This is a genomic window from Conexibacter sp. SYSU D00693 (genome assembly GCF_017084525.1).
GTDB lineage: Bacteria > Actinomycetota > Thermoleophilia > Solirubrobacterales > Solirubrobacteraceae > Baekduia.
Map to the genome: position 1 here is coordinate 3642888 of NZ_CP070950.1, position 17409 is coordinate 3660296.

At 76.0% G+C, this 17409-nt stretch carries 23 protein-coding genes; 11 read left to right on the forward strand and 12 right to left on the reverse strand.

Annotation, left to right across the window (positions count from 1 at the left end; all coding sequences use genetic code 11):
* Positions 1-10 precede the first annotated feature (10 nt).
* Positions 11-583, forward strand: coding sequence for a nucleotidyltransferase (locus JUB12_RS17970; RefSeq protein WP_205696810.1), 573 nt, complete (start codon positions 11-13; stop codon positions 581-583).
* Here JUB12_RS17970 and JUB12_RS17975 read toward each other — a convergent pair.
* Positions 514-1053, reverse strand: coding sequence for an SRPBCC family protein (locus JUB12_RS17975; protein WP_205696811.1), 540 nt, complete (start codon positions 1051-1053; stop codon positions 514-516). The genes JUB12_RS17970 and JUB12_RS17975 overlap by 70 nt on opposite strands.
* Before the next feature lie 2 nt (positions 1054-1055).
* Positions 1056-1874 carry a SigB/SigF/SigG family RNA polymerase sigma factor gene (locus JUB12_RS17980; RefSeq protein WP_205696812.1) on the reverse strand — a complete coding sequence of 273 codons (819 nt, stop codon included), beginning with the start codon at positions 1872-1874 and terminating at the stop codon, positions 1056-1058.
* A 67-nt stretch (positions 1875-1941) separates the two neighbouring features.
* Here JUB12_RS17980 and JUB12_RS17985 point away from each other — a divergent pair, with 67 nt between their 5' ends.
* Positions 1942-2352, forward strand: a complete 411-nt coding sequence (locus JUB12_RS17985; protein WP_205696813.1) for an ATP-binding protein — start codon at positions 1942-1944, stop codon at positions 2350-2352.
* Here the strand turns inward: JUB12_RS17985 and JUB12_RS17990 are convergent.
* Entirely contained in the window at positions 2349-2708 is a 360-nt protein-coding gene (locus JUB12_RS17990; RefSeq protein WP_205696814.1) for a hypothetical protein, read from the reverse strand. The genes JUB12_RS17985 and JUB12_RS17990 overlap by 4 nt on opposite strands.
* 109 nt (positions 2709-2817) lie before the next feature.
* Here JUB12_RS17990 and JUB12_RS17995 point away from each other — a divergent pair, with 109 nt between their 5' ends.
* Genes JUB12_RS17995 through JUB12_RS18005 form a run of 3 tightly spaced genes read left to right on the forward strand, consistent with a single transcriptional unit; the run spans position 2818 to position 4808 of the window.
* Positions 2818-3768: a glycosyltransferase gene (locus JUB12_RS17995; RefSeq protein ID WP_205696815.1), complete on the forward strand. Its 951-nt coding sequence runs from the start codon at positions 2818-2820 to the stop codon at positions 3766-3768.
* 57 nt (positions 3769-3825) lie between these two features.
* On the forward strand, positions 3826-4260 hold the full coding sequence (locus JUB12_RS18000) for a homing endonuclease associated repeat-containing protein (protein ID WP_205696816.1): 435 nt from the start codon (positions 3826-3828) through the stop codon (positions 4258-4260).
* A gap of 32 nt (positions 4261-4292) precedes the next feature.
* On the forward strand, positions 4293-4808 hold the full coding sequence (locus JUB12_RS18005; RefSeq protein ID WP_205696817.1) for a cysteine hydrolase family protein: 516 nt from the start codon (positions 4293-4295) through the stop codon (positions 4806-4808).
* Here the strand turns inward: JUB12_RS18005 and JUB12_RS18010 are convergent.
* The 5 genes from JUB12_RS18010 to JUB12_RS18030 form a co-directional block, all read right to left on the reverse strand.
* Positions 4805-5422 (reverse strand): TetR/AcrR family transcriptional regulator, encoded by a 618-nt coding sequence (locus tag JUB12_RS18010; protein ID WP_205696818.1) that lies wholly within the window; start codon positions 5420-5422, stop codon positions 4805-4807. The two genes, JUB12_RS18005 and JUB12_RS18010, sit on opposite strands and share 4 nt — an antisense overlap.
* Before the next feature lie 21 nt (positions 5423-5443).
* The gene (locus JUB12_RS18015) at positions 5444-5665 is read right to left on the reverse strand and encodes an RNA-binding S4 domain-containing protein (protein ID WP_241004312.1); all 222 of its coding nucleotides are present in this window, start codon (positions 5663-5665) and stop codon (positions 5444-5446) included.
* Positions 5662-6987: a hypothetical protein gene (locus JUB12_RS18020; RefSeq protein WP_205696819.1), complete on the reverse strand. Its 1326-nt coding sequence runs from the start codon at positions 6985-6987 to the stop codon at positions 5662-5664. Before JUB12_RS18020 ends, JUB12_RS18015 begins: the two co-directional genes overlap by 4 nt.
* A 75-nt stretch (positions 6988-7062) precedes the next feature.
* Entirely contained in the window at positions 7063-7932 is an 870-nt protein-coding gene (locus JUB12_RS18025; protein WP_205696820.1) for a hypothetical protein, read from the reverse strand.
* A gap of 16 nt (positions 7933-7948) precedes the next feature.
* Positions 7949-8494, reverse strand: coding sequence for a YqgE/AlgH family protein (locus tag JUB12_RS18030; RefSeq protein WP_205696821.1), 546 nt, complete (start codon positions 8492-8494; stop codon positions 7949-7951).
* Positions 8495-8581: 87 nt separating this feature from the next.
* On the opposite strand from JUB12_RS18030, the gene JUB12_RS18035 reads away from it, so the two are divergent.
* Together JUB12_RS18035 and JUB12_RS18040 are read left to right on the forward strand one after the other, a co-directional pair.
* Positions 8582-9523, forward strand: a complete 942-nt coding sequence (locus JUB12_RS18035) for a hypothetical protein (RefSeq protein WP_205696822.1) — start codon at positions 8582-8584, stop codon at positions 9521-9523.
* Between the two features lie 117 nt (positions 9524-9640).
* Positions 9641-10354 carry a Crp/Fnr family transcriptional regulator gene (locus JUB12_RS18040; RefSeq protein WP_205696823.1) on the forward strand — a complete coding sequence of 238 codons (714 nt, stop codon included), beginning with the start codon at positions 9641-9643 and terminating at the stop codon, positions 10352-10354.
* Between the two features lie 11 nt (positions 10355-10365).
* On the opposite strand, the gene JUB12_RS18045 is transcribed toward JUB12_RS18040, so the two are convergent.
* Positions 10366-12036 (reverse strand): MFS transporter, encoded by a 1671-nt coding sequence (locus JUB12_RS18045; protein WP_205696824.1) that lies wholly within the window; start codon positions 12034-12036, stop codon positions 10366-10368.
* A gap of 45 nt (positions 12037-12081) precedes the next feature.
* Complete coding sequence (locus tag JUB12_RS18050; protein ID WP_205696825.1) at positions 12082-12729, reverse strand: PilZ domain-containing protein; 648 nt, start codon at positions 12727-12729, stop codon at positions 12082-12084.
* Between the two features lie 86 nt (positions 12730-12815).
* On the opposite strand from JUB12_RS18050, the gene JUB12_RS18055 reads away from it, so the two are divergent.
* Together JUB12_RS18055 and JUB12_RS18060 are read left to right on the forward strand one after the other, a co-directional pair.
* The gene (locus JUB12_RS18055) at positions 12816-13052 is read left to right on the forward strand and encodes a hypothetical protein (RefSeq protein ID WP_205696826.1); all 237 of its coding nucleotides are present in this window, start codon (positions 12816-12818) and stop codon (positions 13050-13052) included.
* Between the two features lie 229 nt (positions 13053-13281).
* Complete coding sequence (locus JUB12_RS18060; RefSeq protein ID WP_205696827.1) at positions 13282-14148, forward strand: alpha/beta fold hydrolase; 867 nt, start codon at positions 13282-13284, stop codon at positions 14146-14148.
* On the opposite strand, the gene JUB12_RS18065 is transcribed toward JUB12_RS18060, so the two are convergent.
* Positions 14078-14371: a hypothetical protein gene (locus tag JUB12_RS18065; RefSeq protein ID WP_205696828.1), complete on the reverse strand. Its 294-nt coding sequence runs from the start codon at positions 14369-14371 to the stop codon at positions 14078-14080. The two genes, JUB12_RS18060 and JUB12_RS18065, sit on opposite strands and share 71 nt — an antisense overlap.
* Positions 14372-14603: 232 nt before the next feature.
* Positions 14604-15710, reverse strand: coding sequence for a metallophosphoesterase (locus JUB12_RS18070; protein WP_205696829.1), 1107 nt, complete (start codon positions 15708-15710; stop codon positions 14604-14606).
* 48 nt (positions 15711-15758) lie between these two features.
* Here JUB12_RS18070 and JUB12_RS18075 point away from each other — a divergent pair, with 48 nt between their 5' ends.
* Positions 15759-16151, forward strand: a complete 393-nt coding sequence (locus JUB12_RS18075; RefSeq protein ID WP_205696830.1) for a VOC family protein — start codon at positions 15759-15761, stop codon at positions 16149-16151.
* A 30-nt stretch (positions 16152-16181) separates the two neighbouring features.
* Positions 16182-17399: a D-alanyl-D-alanine carboxypeptidase gene (locus tag JUB12_RS18080; RefSeq protein WP_205696831.1), complete on the forward strand. Its 1218-nt coding sequence runs from the start codon at positions 16182-16184 to the stop codon at positions 17397-17399.
* Positions 17400-17409: the final 10 nt, after the last annotated feature.

Consider the following 17409-nt stretch of genomic DNA (forward strand, 5'->3'; position numbering starts at 1 on the left):
AGGGAGGCACATGGCGTACGACGACCAGGCCGAGCACCTGATCCCGACCCTCCGGCGCTCCATCGCGGCGCTGCGCGACGCGGACGTGCCGTTCGCGCTCGGCGGCTCGGTGGCGTGCTGGGCGCGCGGCGGCCCCGCGCCCTACCACGACGTGGACCTCATGGTCCCGCCGAACCGCGCCGAGGAGGCGCTCGCCGCGCTCGGCGCCGCGGGCATGCGCACGGAGAAGCCGCCGGAGGGCTGGCTCTACAAGGCCTTCGACGGCGACGTGCTCGTCGACGTCATCTTCGAGCCGACGTCGATCACCATCGACGAGGCGTGCATCGAGGCCTGCGAGACGGTCAACCTGCAGGCGATGGAGTGCAAGGCGCTCCCGCTCGAGGACGTCTTCGTGTCCAAGCTCAACGCGCTGGACGAGCTCAACCTCGACTTCAGCGGCCTGCTGGCCATCGCGCGTCCCGTGCGCGAGCAGGTCGACTGGTCCGACGTGCGCGAGCGCACGTCGGAGTCGCCCTACGCGCGCGCCTTCGTGCGCCTGGCCGAGGACCTGGGCGTCGTGCCCGCGGCGGCCGAGCCGGCCTGACCGCCGCCGACCTCGTCGGGCGCGCGGTCGAGCGTCGCGGCGCGCGTCCACGCCATCGCGGCCAGGCGGCGCAGGCCGTCCTCGTTGCGGAAGGCGATCGCCGGCGCCATCAGCGGCCGGGGCACGTAGGAGAGCGGGCCGGACTCGAAGGTCTCGTCGATCGTCATGCACGTGCCCTCGCCGTCGGGCTCGAAGCACAGCGCGACGCGGCCGATGCCGAACGGGCGCACGCGGACCTCCAGCACGAGGCGGTGGGGCGGCTCGCACTCGCGGACCGTCGTCGTGTCCTTGAGCTTCACCGGGCCGTGGCCCTGGGTGTGGTGGAAGGTCGAGCCCGCCGCCGGCCACTCGCCCTCGGCGGCGCGGACGTCGTGCGAGCCGACGACCCAGAACGCGTAGGAGCGCGCGTCGGCGACGATGGCCCAGCAGTCCTCGACGGGCGCCGGGACCCACTTGCGCGTGACCGCCACGGTCAGCCCTCGAGGAGGTCGGCGCCGGCGGCCTCGCGCATGGCGCGCAGGCACTTGGCCAGGACGCGGGAGACCTGCATCTGCGAGAGGCCGACCTGCGCCGCGATCTCCGACTGCGTGCGGTCCTCGACGAAGCGCAGCCGCAGGATCTCGCGATCGCGCTCGCTCAGGCGCTTGACGGCGTGCGACGCCGAGGCGCCGTACTCGACGAGGTCGTAGCCGCGCTCGCGCGAGCCCTGCTGGTCGCCGAGCGTCGTGTCCTCGTCCTCGCCGTCGTTGCCGACCGGCGCGTCGAGCGAGCGCGTCTGCGTCGAGCGCACCGCGGCCAGCGCGTCGAGCACCTGGTCGGGCTCCATCTGGGCCTGTTGGGCGATCTCGGCGACGGTGGGTGAGCGGCCGAGCCGCGTGCCGAGCGCCTGCGTCGCCTGCTCGACACGGAGGACGTCCTCCTGGACCTGGCGCGGGAGGTGGACCGCCCACGTCGCGTCGCGGAAGTAGCGGCGCAGCTCGCCGAGGATCGTCGGCGTGGCGAACGACGCGAACGCGAACCCGCGCGCGGGCTCGAAGCGGTCGATCGCCTTGATGAGGCCGAGCGTCGCGACCTGGACGAGGTCGTCGACCGGCTCGCCGCCCGGGTGGGCGTAGCGCCGGGCGAGGCGGGAAGCTAGCGGCGTGAAGCGTCGGATCAGCGTGTCGCGGGCCTGCATGTCCCCGCGCTCGTGGTACGCGCGGAACAGGTGCTGCAACCCGGGCGATCGTCGCGGGACGGCGGCCTCCGACGGCGGCTGCTCCTGCAGCCGCAGCTCCCGGTCCGGCGTCATCTGCGAGATTCGGTCCACTTCGACCGCGGTACCCGTGGGGTCTCGCGAGCAAGCCCGCGGGCACGTCATGAACCAACCTCCAGCGCACTTCCACCTCAAGGTGGCGCCCACCCGCGCCAACGTGGGCCTCGTGCGCCACGTCCTGTCCGGGCTCGCCGACGCGGGCGCCGTGTCGCGCGCGCGGATGGAGAAGGTCCTGCTGGCGGTGAGCGAGGCGGTCACGAACGTCGTGCGTCGCCACGGCGTCGACGGCCTCGCCGCCGGCGGGGCGGTCGAGGTGGAGGGGACGCTCGTCGACGGGGTGCTGCGCGTCGCCGTCCGCGACGGCGGCCTGCCGATGCTGCCGCGCCCCGACGACTCCGGCATGGGGCAGGGCCTGCCGATCATCGCCGCCGTGGCCGACCGCGTCACGTTCCACGACGCCCCCGGCGGCGGCGCGGAGGTCGTGATGGAGTTCGCGCTCGCCGGCGACGGCTAGAGCGCCGGCCCGTCGGCGTCGGCCGCGACGACCAGGCTCAGGAAGTCCCCGCGACTGCCTGGCTCGACCGTCGCGCCGCCCACCAGGCTCTGCAGGACGCCGACGCCCGGCCCGGCGTCGAGGTCCAGCAGCCGCTGCGCCTCCCCGGGCGCGAACGGCCCGGCACGGACGGCCATCGCCCGCTGCCACGGCTCGAGCGTCACCTCGAGGTCCTCGCGGTCGGGTGCCGCGCCGCCGAGCAGCGTCGCGAGCACCAGCACGGCGTCCTCGAGGCGGTCGAGCGGGAGGTCGCAGCGCACCGCCACCGCGCCGGCGGCGCGGGCGAGGACGGCCTCGGCGAGGATCCCGCGCGACACGTGCAGGACGACCGGCTCGGCGTCCGGGGGGAGAGGGGGAAGCGCGGCGACCCGGCACCCCTACCCGCTGCGCCGGTGGATGTCCACACGCTGGGTACGCGACCGCGCCATGCGGGTCCTGCACTGGCACGTCCACGGCGCCTGGAGCACGGCGTTCGTCCACGGCGACCACGAGCACCTCATCCCGGTCGCCCCGGACCGGGGCCCCGAGGGGCGCGGTCGCGCGCAGACCTACGCCTGGCCCGACAACGCCGTGGAGGTCACCAAGGAGGAGCTCGGCGACACCGACGTCGACGTCGTGGTCCTCCAGCGCCCCGAGGAGCTCGACGGGCTCGCCCGCGAGTGGCTCGGCGGCCGCGTGCCCGGCAAGGACGTGCCGGCGGTCTACGTCGAGCACAACGCGCCGCAGGGCCGCGTGAACGACCTGCGCCATCCGGCGGCCGACCGCGACGACCTGCTGCTCGTCCACGTCACGCACTTCAACGACCTCTTCTGGGACGCCGGCTCCACGGAGACGACGGTCGTCGACCACGGCATCGTGGACCCGGGTCACCGGTACACGGGCGAGCTGCCGCGAGCGGCCGTCGTGGTCAACGAGGCCCGCCGCCGCGCCCGGGTGACCGGGACCGACCTCCTGCCGCGCCTCAACGGCACCGTCCCGCTGGACCTCTTCGGGATGGACGCCGCGAGCGCCGGCGAGCACGTCACGCCGATCGACGACCTGCCCCACGCCCAGCTGCACCAGGAGATGGCGCGGCGACGCGTCTACCTGCACCCGATCCGCTGGACCTCCCTCGGCCTCGCGCTGCTCGAGGCGATGCACCTCGGGATGCCGGTGGTCGCCCTGGCCACCACCGAGGTCCCGATGGCCGTGCCGCCGTCGGCCGGCGTCGTGTCCACCGACGTGCGCGAGCTGCGCGCGGGCCTCGCCCGGCTCGTGGCCGACCGCGACGAGGCGCGCGAGCGGGGCACCGCCGCGCGGGCCGCGGCGCTCGAGCGCTACGGGCTCGGGCGCTTCCTCGCCGACTGGGACGCGCTGCTGGAGCGCGTCGCGCGCTGAGCGACAGTCGGAGCCGGACGGTTGGCGCACCCCGGGCCGGGTACCCGCAGCGCGCACATGGCTGCGACCGCGACCCAGACCGTCTTCTGCCCCCACTGCTCCATGCCGTTCGCAGACGAGGTCCCGGTCCCGTACCCGCCGGCCTCCATGCGCTGCCGGCACTGCAAGCTCGTGGTCGGACCCGGCCGGGCACGCCACGTGCCCGACGGCGTCTCGGGCGCCCGCGGCGCGGCCGCCGGCCGGCTGGCCAGCGAGGCGCGGCGCATGGCCAAGGACGACGAGGGCCTCGACCGCGAGGTGCTCGCCGCGGCGCTGCGCGACGTCGCCAAGGAGCTCGGCCGCCGGCCCGGTCAGGTCTCGCTCGTCGACTACCAGCAGCGCTGGGAGGCCCGCAACGACCTCCCGTCGCTGGCGCAGCTGATCGGCACCTTCGGCACGTGGAAGCAGGCGCTGGCCGCCGCCACGCGCGTCGACGCGCCGCCGTCGGTCTGAGCGTCGTGGGCCACAGCGGGTAGGCGGTCGCCATGCAGCAGGCGCTGGTGGTGGTCGACATGGTCTCGACCTACGACTTCGAGGACGGGGAGGCCGTCGCCAGGGCGGCGCGCGAGCGGCTGGACGCGATGGCCGGCCGCATCGCCGAGGCGCGCGAGAAGGACCTCCCGGTCGTCTACGTCAACGACCACTACGACCGCTGGGACGGCAGCCGCGAGCGGCTCATCGAGTGGGTGCTCGACACGACCCCCCACGCGGACCTGGTCCGCCCCCTGCTGCCCGAGCCCGACGACGCCTTCATCGTCAAGGCGCGCCACTCGATCTTCTACGAGACGCCGCTGGGCTACTTCCTCAACAGCCGCGAGCTCGACACGCTGACGCTCGTCGGCCAGGTCACCGAGCAGTGCATCCTCTACTCGGCCCTCGACGCCCACGTGCGCCACTTCGGCATCCGCGTCGCCGTCGACGCGTGCGTGCCGCTCGACGAGGAGCTGGGTCGCGCCGCGCTGCAGATGATGGAGCGCAACATGGGCGCCGAGCTCGTCTAGCCGGGCGGCAGCGCGCGGCCGCCGGGGCGCAGCGCGTCGAGCGCGAGCACCAGGTGGCGCTCCCACAGCCTGGGCGTCGTGCGCCGGCGGGCGGCGGGGACGCGCGAGGCGTTGACGAGCAGCACGACGAGGTCCTCGGCGTCGACGTCGTCGCGCACCGTGCCCGCCTCCTGGGCCGCGGCCAGCAGCGGCGCGCACGCGTCGACGAGCCGCTGGTGGACCGTGGCCGCGGCGGGCAGCGCGCTCAGCCGCTCGCGGATGGCGTCGTAGAACCCGCGGTCCTCGGCGACGGTGGCAGCGACCGCGTGGGCGGCGGCGTCGAGGCGCGACGCCGGGTCGCCGGGGGCGGTGGCGACCGCCTTGGCCAGGCGCTCGTGCAGGACCGCGGCACGGTCCTCGAGCAGCGCTTCGAGCAGCGCGTCCTTCGTGGGGAAGCGGCGGTAGAGCGTGCCCTTGCCGACGCCCGCGGCCTGCGCGATCTCGTCGACGCCGACCTCGAGGCCGCGCTTGGCGACGAGCGTGCGGGCGGCGGCCAGCACGGCCTGGCGGTTGCGGGCGGCGTCGGCGCGCAGCGGCCGGTCGGCGGTGCCGGTGCCTTCGGGGCTCGTGGCCACGGGGCCACCCTAGTCGACGCGTCAGGCGATGCGGACCGTGTCGCCCCCGACGGCGACCACGTCGCCGCGGCGCAGCTGGCGCCCGCGCCGGGCCTCGGGCTCGCCGTTGACCGTCACGGCGCCCTCGGCCAGGACGAGCTTGGCCTCCGCGCCGGAGTCCACGACGTCCGCGGCCTTCAGCAGCTGCCCGAGGCGGATCACCTCGTCGCCCTCGCGGATCCGGAACTCGCGGACGTCGCTCACGTCGTGGTGTCGGGCAGGTGCCGGCCCACGGGGCCGACGTAGATGCCGCGCGGCACGCCGTCCTCGCTGCCGTCGGCGACGTGGAGGTAGATCCGGGCGACGAACCCCGCGCCCGACCCGGAGCCCAGGCCGACATGGGGGCCGACCCAGAGCTTGTGGCCCTCCCACGTGAACGTGTACTCGTCCTCGTAGCGCTTGCGCGTGGTCTCGGCGACGTCCTGGCGGTACTGCGTGATCCCGTGCTCGGCCGCGGCCTGCACGAGCGACCGGCCCATGTCGCCGCCGGCGAAGCGCTCGGCCATCTCGTCGAGCGCGCGCAGCGTCTTGAGCACGAGGCCCGGACGGCGGAACGGCGACTCGGCGGCGGTCTCGAAGGCGCGGGGCGAGAAGCGCAGGTGGCGGGCCTCGCTGGCGGCGCGCTCCACGGCCTCGAGGACCGACTCGGGCGGCTCGTCCTCGGCGTGGACGACCTCCGCCGCGGCCGCCTCGTCCTCCTGGTCCACGAGCGCCAGGGCCCGCGTCAGCTCGGCGATCGTCCGGCGGTCCTGCTCGGCGGCCTCGCGCAGGCGCTCGACCTCGACGTGCGCGGCGTCGCGCTCGGCCAGCGCCGTGTCGTGCGCGCCGGCCAGCCGCTCGACCTCGGCGACCAGGTCCTCGTCGGCGGGACCGCTCTCCGCCGCGCTGGCGCGCGCCGCCGCGGCCTCGCCGGCCAGCTGCTCGACGCGGCGCGCCAGGGCGTCGCGCTCGCGCTCGAGGGCGTCGCGCACCGCCTCGGCCTCCCGCGCACGGGCGTCGGCCTCGTCGCGCTTGGCGCGGGCGGTCTCCGCCAGGCGGCGCAGCTCGGGCAGCTTGCGCTGCTCGCGCTCGAGGCGCTTCGTGGCCGCCTCGAGCGCCGCCTCGCCCTCGCGCAGCCTGCCGTGCGCCTCGAGGACCCGCTCGGTCACCTCGGCGAAGATCGCCTCGCCGATGCCGGACTGCTCGAGCAGGTCGTCCCAGCCCTTGAAGACCTGCTCGACCTCCTTCTCCGACGGCCAGCCCTGCTGCGGGTCCCAGTCCTCGGGCTCGGGCACGCCGCCCGTGAGGCCCGCCCAGCGCCAGACGGCGTGGACGATCTCGAGCCGGTCGAGCGCATCGCGCGTGTCGGCCCACCACGAGGCGTCGCCCTTCGGCGGTTCTCGCTCCGTGTCGACGAGCCCCAGCTCGACCAGCGCCTGCTGCTCCGAGCGCCGCTTGTAGTACTCCTGGCGCAGCTGGTGGGTGGTCGGTTCGGCCTTCGGCGGCGCGGGCCGCCCGCCCTTCCGTGGCTTCTTGGCCTTCGACATGCGGGGCCGGACAATAGGGAGCGCCATCCCGCCCGCGTCGTCGGCTTCCAACGACCCGCGCGGCCCGTCGTTGGACTACGAGGACAGGGTCCAGAGCGCGCCGTCGCCGACGGCCTCGTGGACCAGCGCGCCCTCCGCGGCGGCCTCGACGAGCGCCTGCTCCGCCGCACCGTCGTCCGGAGCGGCCAGACGCGGGGCCATGACGGCGGCGACCTCCCGCGTCGTCAGGCCGTGGCCCACGGCGCGGATCGCCTCCACGACGTCCTGCGCCGGCGGCCGGCGCTCGAGCGCCGGGTCCAGGTTGGCCAGGCAGACGTCGTAGGCCTCGGCAGGTTGGAACCCACCCGCGTCGAGCGTCCGGCCGTCGGGCGCGCGCAGGATGAGCGACGGCGCCGTGTAGCGGACCGGGCCGTCGGTCTGGGCGTGAGCGCCCATCGCCTCGGTCGCGCTGCCCGCCGCGGTGCGGGCCGCCTCGCGGTCGGCCTCGTAGGCGGCGCGGACCTCCGGGTCGTCGACCGAGGACACGCTGACGCCCGGCACGCCGCCGAGGCGCTCGAGCGCCGCCTCGAGCGCCACGTCCTCGTCGAGGGCGAGCCGCGTCGTGAACTGCACGAGCTGCAGCGCGCGCAGCGCCTCGAGCTCGCGGCCCGGCTGGGCGAGGCGGACGGCGACGACGAGCCGGCAGGCGCGCGAGGTCGCGGCGACGTGCGGCTTGGGCGCCCTGGAGAACGGCATGCCCCACCCGGCGTAGCGCCGGAAGCCCGCGGCCTGGCGGACCGGGGTGTAGCCGCGGCGCTCGTACTGCTCGCGCTCCTCGGTGAGGCCGATGAGCCGCAGGTCCCACCGCAGCTGCTCGCCGAAGCGCCAGCGCAGGACGGCGAGCGCGGGCGAGGCCGACCACGCCCACGGGCAGCCGGGGTCGGTGAAGTGCGTGACCTCGATCATGGGTGCCTCCGTGCGGCTAGTTCAACGAGGGGTCGACCGGCATCCGCGCGACGAGGCGGAACGAGCCGCCCTTGCGCTCGAGCACGGCGCTCCACAGGGACGCGGGGTCCTCGCAGAGCACGTCGTCGGGCGTGGCGTCCTCGACGATCCAGTCCTCGCGCTCGAGCTCGGCCTCGAGCTGGCCAGGACCCCAGCCGGCGTAGCCGGCGAAGACCCGGCGGCGGTCGCTGCGGCCGGCCAGCGCCTCGCGGTCGGTCGTGTCGGCGACGAGGCCGACCCGGCCGGCGAGCAGGAAGGCCGCGTCCCCGGGGTCCTCGAGCTCGGCGACCAGGACGATGGCCTGCGGCTGCACCGGCCCGCCGACGTGGACGACGTCGCCGGGCTCGGCGAGGTCGGCCAGCTCGGGCACCGCGTCGCCCACCTCGGTGTCCGACGGCCGGTTGAGCACGAGGCCCAGGGCGCCGTCGTCGTCGTGGTTGGCGATCGCCACCACGGTGCGGGCGAAGTTCGGGTCCTCCAGACCGGGGGAGGCGACCAGCAGCTTGCCCGTCAGCGACGCCACGAGCGCATCGTAGGCCGCCCGCGTCGCATGTCCGTGCACGGACATGGGGGCAGAACCAACCGGGAAGCCTCCTGTTCCGAGATGCAGATGAACCGACGACTGACTGTCCTGCTCGCGGCAGGGGCGCTCGCTCCTGCGCTCGCCGCCCCCGTCGCCAGCGCGAAGACGAACGTCGCCGTGGGGATCGGCGACCAGAACGCCGCGATGTTCGCCGACGCGAACTTCAAGGCGCTGAAGATCAAGAAGGTCCGCTACTTCATCCCGTGGAACGCGGCGCGCAACGCCGCGGAGCTCAACAAGGCCGACGCGTACGTCGCCGCCGCCCGCAAGGCCAAGGCGCGCGTCTTCTTCCACATCTCCACGGACGACTTCACGCCGAAGAAGGCCAAGCTCCCGTCCACCTCGCAGTACAAGCGCGAGGTCGGCAAGCTCATCAAGCGCTACCGCGCGAAGGGCGTCAAGGAGTGGGGCGTCTGGAACGAGGCCAACCACAAGTCCCAGCCGACGTGGGACAACCCGAGCCGCGCGGCCGGCTTCTACCGCCAGATGCGCACGATGTGCAAGGGCTGCACGATCCTCGCGCTGGACGTCCTCGACCAGGCCGGCGACTCGCGCTACATCAGCCGCTGGTTCGCCGCCCTGCCGCGCTCCATCCGCACGAGCTCGTCGCTGCGGGTCGGCATCCACAACTACTCCGACACCAACCGCAAGCGCTCGACCGGCACCAGCCGGATCATCAAGGCCGTCAAGCAGCGCAACCGCCGCGCCTCGTTCTGGCTGACCGAGACCGGCGGCGTCGCGAACTTCGGCCGCGCCTTCCCGTGCGACCTCAAGCGCCAGGCCAACCGCACGGCGTACATGTTCACGCTGGCCAAGAAGCACCGGCGCGACGTCGACCGCCTCTACGCCTACAGCTGGTCGGGCGGCGACTGCTCGAGCGTGTTCGACGCCGGCCTCACCGACCAGAACGGCAAGGTGCGTCCCGCCTACAGCACGTTCAAGTCCAAGGCGGCGTCGTTCGCCCGCTAGCCGTCGCGACGGACGGGCGGGCCGGAGCTCCGGCCCGCCCGCTCGCCCGGCTCGACCACCACGAAGGTCGAGAACCCGGTGTTTGAGCACGGACCGCCCGGGAACCCCGGACCTAGCGTGACGAACGCCCGAACCCTCATCTCCGTCATCGACGCGGACCCCGAGCTGGGTGCCGACCTCGATGCCGAGGCCAAGGAGCTCGCCCGACGCCACGCCGTGGCCGTCGTGCACGCCCTCGGCCCCGGCCCCCTCGAGATCTCGCTCAACGGCGCCACGGCGCAGCCGGCGCTCGGCCTCCTCATCCTGGACGGACTCATCACCCGTGACGTCGAGCTGGCCGGCCGCTCGACCACGGAGCTGCTCGGCGCCGGCGACGTCATCCGTCCCTGGGACGACGAAGCGACGCTGGACCCCCTGCCCGGCTCGGTGCGCTGGAGCGTGCTGGAGCCCGCGCGCGTGGCGGTGCTCGACCGGCGCTTCGCCGCGGTCGCGGGCCGCTGGCCCACGGTGCTCGACACCGTCGTGGGCCGCGCCGCGCGACGCTCGCGCAGCCTGTCGGTGCAGCGGGCGATCGCCCAGGTGCCGCGCGTCGACGCGCGCGTGCTCGTCCTGCTCTGGCAGCTGGCCGACCGCTTCGGCAAGGTCTCGCCGCAGGGCGTGCGGGTGCCGCTCCAGCTCACCCACGAGACGATCGGCAAGCTCGTTGGCGCGCGCCGGCCGTCGGTGACCACGGCGCTGGGCGTCCTGGCCCGCCGCGGCCTGGTCGAGCGCACGGACGCCGGCTGGCTGCTGCACGGCGACCCGGCCGAGTCGCTGCCCGACCTGCTCTAGGCGCCGGCCGCTCAGCCGCCGAGGAGGCCCTCGAGGAGCCCGCCGATCGAGCGCGGGTTGACCCCGTGGCGCTCCTCGTAGCGTCGGGCGTCGTCGGCGTCGGCCAGCGCGAGGACGAGCTCCTCGCGCGTCGAGCCGTTGCGGCACGCGGTGGTGTCGAGGTAGGCCAGCGCCCGGTCCTGGAGGAAGCCCCCCAGGCCACCCGAGCTGGGCAGCTCGCGCTCCTCGCACGGGTTCTGGAGCCGCACGGGCTCCGGGGCGCGACGGTCGTGCGCCAGGGCGTAGCCCGCGGGCAGCACGAGCGCGACGACGGCCGCGAGGCCGACGGCGGTCCCGCCGACGGGCAGCAGGACGAGCGCGGCCAGCAGCGCGAGCGCCCCCGTCACGAGGAACGCGGTCCGGAACGCCTCGCCGACGGCGGCCACCAGCGTGTCGTCGGCGCGCTGGGCGACCCGGCGGAACTCGGCGCGCTCGGCCTCGTCGCCGTCGAGCTGGGCCTCCTGCTCGGCCAGCGCGTCGCGCAGCGCGCCGCGCGGCGCCTCGGCGTCGACGCCCGAGAGCAGCTCGGGGGCGAGGCGGACCTTCTCGAGCGGGTCGATCCTGGCGTCGAGCACGATCGCGACGCCGCGCTCGCGGGCCGTCGTGGTTGCGTCGTCGAGGTCGTGCTGGACGGGGAAGGCCAGGCCGAACACCGCGAGGGCGATGCCGGCGTGGCGCAGGGCGAGGAGCTTCGCCGCGTCGCCGGCGTCGCGCTCGGGCAGCAGGTCGCCGCCCAGCGCGGTGAGCGACAGGCCCATGCCCAGGCCGGCGGCCACCTGCGGCGGGACGGTCCACAGCAGGTTCGCCTCCGGGACGAAGGCCAGCGCGAGCACGCCGCCGCCCACGAGCGCGCAGCCCGCGGCCGCACGGGTCCGGGCGGGGCCGCCGAGGCGGGCGCCCACGACCGCGGCGGCGGGCAGGACCGTGACGATCGCCGCGGCTTCGAGCGGCGCCTCGGCCCAGCCGGCGACGAGCAGCAGGATGAGCAGGAAGAGGACCGCCGACAGCGCGGCGGAGACGAGGAGGAGGGCGAGGGCGGGCGCGGCCTGGACCGGCGGCTTGGCGGCCGCCGGCGCCGCGCCGCTGGCGGCGTGGTGCTCGTGCAGCGCGCTCCGCCCGGACCAGCAGGCGAGCGCGGCGGCCGCGGCGACCGGCGCCTGGAAGAGGAAGATCGAGCGCCACGAGAAGAGCTCGGTGAGCAGGCCGCCGAGCGCGGGCCCGACCGCGGCGGCGAGGACGGCGGCCCCGAGCCACAGCTGGCGCCCGCGGCGCTCGTCGTCGCCCGCCAGCACCGCGAAGGCGGCCACGAGCACGGCGGCACCGCCCACCGCCTGCACCCCGCGCAGCACGAGCAGCGGCGTCAGGCTGTCGACCGCGCCGCACAGGGCGCTGGCCGCGGCGAAGAGCGCGCCGCCTGCGGCGCCGACCACGGCGGGCCCGGCGCGGCGCTGCACGCGCTCGGCGCCGAGCACGGCGGGGACGAGGACGAAGGTGTAGATCGCCAGGACCCCGGCGACGCCCTGCACCGTCGCGTCGAGCTCGTTGAGCAGCGCGGGCAGCGCCAGCGTCACGATCGACGTGTCGGCCAGCGCGAGGGCAGCCGCTGCCGCCAGGAGGAGCGTCCGCGGTCGCGCGCCGGCCACGGCGGGCACGTTATCCGCGCGCGGGTCGGCCGCGCGTCAGGGCGGCTACCGGGACTCGCGCAGGCGCCGCAGCGCCTCGAGCTCGCGCCGGCGCACCCACTTGGCGATCCGGTCGCGCTCGCCCTCGGGCACCTCGCCGAGCTCCAGGGCGCGCAGGCCGTCGTCGGTCGCGCGCACGACGCGCGCGGGGACGTCGACCTGCGTCTCGTGCTGGTCGGAGAGGTCGATGAGCAGCCGCAGGCCGTCGCCCTCGGCGAGCTGCGGGACGCCGCTGAGCAGGATGCCGCCGGCGCTCACGTCGCGCGTGCGCGCGCGCAACCACCCGTGGGAGAGGCCGTCGGGCACGACGGTGACCGGCCGGACGACGGTGATGCGCGCGTGCTCGCGGCGCTGGACCGGGTCGGCGTCCTGGGCCTCGAGCCAGACGGCGTGGACGACGTCGTCGCGCACGACGCCCTGGGGCGACGGGACGGCGAGCAGCGTGACCTCCAGGCGCCCGTCGCCGTCGACGGGGACCAGCGAGGCCTTGCGGCGATGCAGGAAGCGCGGCGGCAGGTCCTTCGCGCCGGCCACGACGAGCTCGGCGGCGCCGGAGACGGCGTGGCTGACGTGCGCCTCCACCACGGGGCCGCCATGCACGTGGACGAGCACGCGCTCGGCGTCGGTCGGGCGCAGGCGGTCGAGGAGGCGCATCGCCCACGTCATCGGCAGCTTCAGGGTCTTCCCGGAGCGCCGCGGTCTGCGTGCAGCGCCCAGCGGCGGTGGGTACTACGTCCGACATGGCGAAGACCCAGCGCGAGCGCGACGACGAGGCGCGCAAGGCCAAGCTCGACCGCATCGAGGAGCAGGTCGAGAACGGCTCTCTGACGATCCGCACGATGAGCGAGGAGGAGCGTCAGCGCTGGGCGCGCAAGCGCGAGGAGAAGGCCACCGAGCTCACCCCCGCCGAGCAGCGCAAGGCCGCCTCGGCGGAGCGCCGGCGCAGCCGCCGCGCGGCCCGCGCCGCCGAGGGCTAGACACCCTGTCGACCGTCTGTCGCAGACTGCGACCGTTCGTCGCAGACCGTGCAGTGCACTGCCTTCCAGGGGTTTTGCCCGGTCCGGACGCCGGGCAGGTCCCCAGCCACGTGACGGCGACCTCCAGCAGATGTACGCTCGCGGCCGGCAGCAGGGGGAACGGACTGTGGTCCGTGCGGCCGGAACACCGCTCATGCCACAGCTGTCGCATGCCGAAGAGGGCCTAGCCATGTCCACACCGTCCATCCGCGACGTCGAACTGGATGCGGGGCGCAAGCTCCGGGTCCGCTCCTGGCCCGGCCGCGGACGCCCGCTCGTGCTGCTGCACGGGCTGCTGGACGACTCGGAGGGCTGGGCGCGCCTGGCGGCCGACTCGCACCGCCCCTGCATCGCCATCGACCTGCCCGGCTTCGGCGGCTCGAGCAGCCCGACCCGCGCGCGCATCAGCGCCTACGCGGAGGACGTGTGCGCCGGCATCGAGCGCCTGGGCATCGACGACTGCACGCTCGTCGGCCACTCGCTCGGCGGCGCGGTCGCCACCGCGGTGGCCGAGCGCTGTCCCGCGGTCCAGAGCCTCGTGCTCCTGGCGCCGGCGGGCTACGGCAACATCCGCCTGGCCGAGGCGATCGCCCTGCCCGGCGTGCGCGACGTCGCCAAGCTCGCGCTGCCCCTCGGCCTGGTGAACCCGCTCGTGGTCACCGGCGCCTACTCGACCTTCGTCGCCCACCGGCGGCTGCCGTCCAAGGACCTCGTCGAGCGCCTGCGCCGCCGCGCGTGGCAGTCGGGCGACGGCGTGCGCTCCGCGGTGCTGGCCATCAGTGCCGCCGGGCGCTCCGAGCGCGGCTTCGCCAAGCGCCGCGTCGCCTTCGACGGTCCCGTCGCCGCCCTGTGGGGCGAGCACGACGCGCTCGTCTCGACCGATCACGCCGCCGCGCTCAAGCGCGCGCTGCCCCAGGCCCGCATCGAGGTCTGGCGCGGGATGGGCCACCACCCCCAGCGCGAGCGCCCGCACGAGCTCAACCAGTTCATCGAGCGCCAGGCGTGGCGCGCGCGGCGCGAGTCGAGCGCCCGCCGTCGCGTCGCGCGGGCAGCGTAGCCCCGACCCCGACGAGCCCCTCGAGCCGGCCGACGAGCCGGCGCAGCTGCTGCGCCTCCCCGGCCAGGCCGAGCTCGAGCCGCGGCGGCCGGTGGCGGTCGCCGCGCTCGTAGCGCACGCTGGTCACGTCGCACTGGCGCGCGTGGCAGAGCGCGAGGACGCGGTGCAGCGCGTCCTGGCCGTCGTCGCCGTGGAGGTCGAGCTGGAGGTGGGTGGTGGTCATGGCGGTGGCTCCTGGTCTGGAGTCCCGCCCGAGCCGCCACGCCGCATGCACCACCGCGCCGCGTCCCGGGAGGGACGTGGTCGTGGCCCGCGGCGCGTGGTCTGCGCGGCAGGCCTAGTGGCGAATGGCGATGGCGATCTGCGCGCAGCCCGCGACGCCGGCGAAGGGCCGGACGAGGCGGAGGGCTGCGGCGTGCGCGCGCATCGGTCCCCGGACTGTACGACGTGCGGCCTCAGCCGTCGAGGACCAGCAGCGAGACCTCGGGCGGGGCGCCGAGGCGGAAGCGCGGCGCCTGGCCGCGCTCGACGCCGATGCCGCGGCTGACGTAGATCCGCCGGCCGCCGCCGACGTCGTGCAGCCCGCCGGCGGCGACGTCGCGGGGGACGTGGGTGGCGGTGCTGAGCGGGCCGACGAGCGGGAGCTGGAGCTGGCCGCCGTGGGTGTGGCCGGCGACGACGAGGTCGATCCGGCTGTCGCGGCGCAGCTCGAGCACCGGGTCGGGGCGGTGGGCGAGGAGGAGGCGGACGTCGTCCTCGCCGGGCAGGCGCTCGAGGCGGCGGCGCAGCGCCCGGGCGCGGGGCTCCCAGTAGGCCAGCTGGATCCCGCCGATGCGCAGGACGCGGTCGCGCACGCGGACGGTCGCGACCTCGTCGTGCAGCCAGCGCACGCCGGTGCCCTGCGTGAGCAGGCGCGACTCCTGCGGGCCGTCGGCGTCGCCCTGGGCGAAGAAGACGCCGCCGGGCGCGCGCAGGCCGCGCAGCAGCGCGCGGATCCTCGGCAGCTCCTCGCGGAAGCGGCGGGTCGAGTCCTGGTGGACGTCGCCCGGGAGCAGGACGATGTCGGGCCTGAGCGCCATCGCGCGGCGCACGGCCTCGCGCTCGTGGTCGCCGACGCGGCGGAACTGCAGGTCGCTGAGCACGATGAGGCGGACGGGGTCGTCCCCCGCGCGCGCGGGCGCGACCGGGACCTCGGTGCGCTCGACGACGATCCGGTCGGGCTCGACGTAGGCGGCGTACGCGCCCACGGGCGCGAGCAGGAGGCACGGGACCCCGAGGACGAGCCGGCGGCGCGGGCGCGGCAGGCGGCGTCCGGCGGCGAGGAGGGCGAGGCCGAACGCGGGGACGCCGACGACGCCGTCGAGCCACAGCACGTGGATGAGGCCGAAGTGCGGCTGCAGCCCGGCGGCCCGCAGCAGCGCGAGCTTCACCGCCCACGTCGCGAAGGCCGTCGCGGCGAGCAGGCCGCGGTGCCGGGCCCGGGCCACGGCGACGCCGAGCGCCGCGAGCAGCGCCGCGTCCAGGGCGCCCGAGGCGGTGAAGAGCAGGTCCCAGCGGTCCAAGGCGCGAGACCTTCACAGCTCGTCGTAAAGCCCCGATGATGTGCGCCCATGAGCACCTCCACCTCCTCGCGGGTGACGGGCGTCGACTTCGTCGGGCTCCCGGTCGCCGACCTCGGCCGGGCTCGGGCGTTCTACGCCGACGTCCTCGGCCTCCAGCCCGGCAAGACCTGGGGCGAGGAGGACCCGATGGGCGCGGAGTTCGAGACGGGCACCGTGACGCTCGCGCTCATGGCGTCGGAGCGCTTGGGCATGGAGGTCCGGCCCTCCTCGGCGCCCCTCGCGCTGCAGGTCGGCGACGTGGCCGCCGCGCGGGCCGCGCTCGAGGAGCAGGGCGTCGCGTTCCTCGGGGACACCATCGACTCCGGCGTCTGCCACATGGCCCCGTTCAGCGACCCTGACGGCAACGTCCTCATGCTCCACCACCGCTACGCGCCCCACTAGCGGACCGCGCCGTCCGGCTAGGCTCGGACCGTGCACCGGGTCCGGGTCCTGCCCCTCGCGCTGCTCCTCGCGGCGGCGCTGCTCGCCGCGGCTGCGCCGGCGGCCTCGGCGGCGCAGGACCGCGCGCTGCGCTCCGCGCTGTCGCGGCTGGCGGCGCGGGCCGGCGGCACGACGTCGTTCGCGGTGACCGACGTCGCCGCCAAGCGCGTCCTCGCGCGCGTGCGCGACACGCGCGTGACGCCGCTGGCCTCCACGACCAAGCTCCTGACGACGGCGGCGGCGCTGCGCACCCTGCAGCCCCTCGAGACGGGCGTCCTGCTCGCCGGGCCGGTCGCCGGCGGCGTGCTGGCGGGCGACGTCGTCCTGCGCGGCGGCGGCGACGGGCTGCTGGGCGACGCCGAGCTCGCGACCCTCGCCACCGCCGTCCAGGCCGCCGGCGTGCGCGAGGTGCAGGGCTCGGTCGTCGGCGACGGCACGCGCTTCGACGCGCTGCGCGGCGGTCCGGGCACGGCGTTCGCGTTCGACCCGGAGATCGGCGGGACGCTCGGCGCCCTGACCTACCTGCGCGGCCGCGCGACGCCGGCGGGGCCGGTGCAGCCCGACCCGGCGCAGGCCGCGGCGGCGCGCTTCGACGACGTGCTCGAGGCGCGCGGGCTCGTCGTGCGTGGGACGCCGCGAGCGGGGACGACGCCGCTGGGCGCGGTCCTGCTGGGTCGCACCCAGCGCCGGGTGGCCGACGTCGTGCGCGCGGCGAACACCGACTCCGACGACTTCCTCGCCGAGACGCTGCTCAAGGCGGTGGGCGCCGCGCAGGCGCGCGCAGGGACGACGGCGGCGGGCGCCGCGGCGGCGACGCGGGTCGTCCGGCGGCTCGGCGCACGGCAGGTGACGCTCGCCGACGGTGCGGGGCTGGTGCCGGGCTCGCGCGGCTCCGTGCGCGACCTCGTGGCGCTCCTGGTGCGGCTGCGAGGCACGAGCGCGTTCACGTCCTCGCTCGCCGTCGCCGGCCGCACCGGCACGCTGCGCGACCGGCTCACGGCGTCGCCGGCACGCGGCCGGTGCAGGGCGAAGACCGGCACGCTGCCCGACACCCGGGTCAGCGCGCTGGCGGGGATCTGCCGCGCCCGCGGCGACCGCCGGGTGGCCTTCGCGATCGTCACGACGGGCAGCGCGGTGGAGCGCGCCCGCCCGGCGCAGGACGCGATGGTGCAGCGCCTCGCGCGGTGGCGGCGCGGCGCGCGCCGCTAGCGTGCCGCCG

Coding starts and splice junctions, on each gene's coding strand:
- JUB12_RS18035 (WP_205696822.1), top strand. CDS start 8,582: ATGAACCGACGACTGACTGTCCTGCTCGCGGCAGGGGCGCTCGCTCCT.
- JUB12_RS18065 (WP_205696828.1), bottom strand. CDS start 14,371: ATGACCACCACCCACCTCCAGCTCGACCTCCACGGCGACGACGGCCAG.
- JUB12_RS18050 (WP_205696825.1), bottom strand. CDS start 12,729: ATGCGCCTCCTCGACCGCCTGCGCCCGACCGACGCCGAGCGCGTGCTC.
- JUB12_RS18025 (WP_205696820.1), bottom strand. CDS start 7,932: ATGATCGAGGTCACGCACTTCACCGACCCCGGCTGCCCGTGGGCGTGG.
- JUB12_RS18055 (WP_205696826.1), top strand. CDS start 12,816: ATGGCGAAGACCCAGCGCGAGCGCGACGACGAGGCGCGCAAGGCCAAG.
- JUB12_RS17995 (WP_205696815.1), top strand. CDS start 2,818: ATGCGGGTCCTGCACTGGCACGTCCACGGCGCCTGGAGCACGGCGTTC.
- JUB12_RS17970 (WP_205696810.1), top strand. CDS start 11: ATGGCGTACGACGACCAGGCCGAGCACCTGATCCCGACCCTCCGGCGC.
- JUB12_RS17985 (WP_205696813.1), top strand. CDS start 1,942: ATGAACCAACCTCCAGCGCACTTCCACCTCAAGGTGGCGCCCACCCGC.
- JUB12_RS18075 (WP_205696830.1), top strand. CDS start 15,759: ATGAGCACCTCCACCTCCTCGCGGGTGACGGGCGTCGACTTCGTCGGG.
- JUB12_RS18020 (WP_205696819.1), bottom strand. CDS start 6,987: ATGTCGAAGGCCAAGAAGCCACGGAAGGGCGGGCGGCCCGCGCCGCCG.
- JUB12_RS18005 (WP_205696817.1), top strand. CDS start 4,293: ATGCAGCAGGCGCTGGTGGTGGTCGACATGGTCTCGACCTACGACTTC.
- JUB12_RS18060 (WP_205696827.1), top strand. CDS start 13,282: ATGTCCACACCGTCCATCCGCGACGTCGAACTGGATGCGGGGCGCAAG.
- JUB12_RS18000 (WP_205696816.1), top strand. CDS start 3,826: ATGGCTGCGACCGCGACCCAGACCGTCTTCTGCCCCCACTGCTCCATG.
- JUB12_RS17980 (WP_205696812.1), bottom strand. CDS start 1,874: ATGACGCCGGACCGGGAGCTGCGGCTGCAGGAGCAGCCGCCGTCGGAG.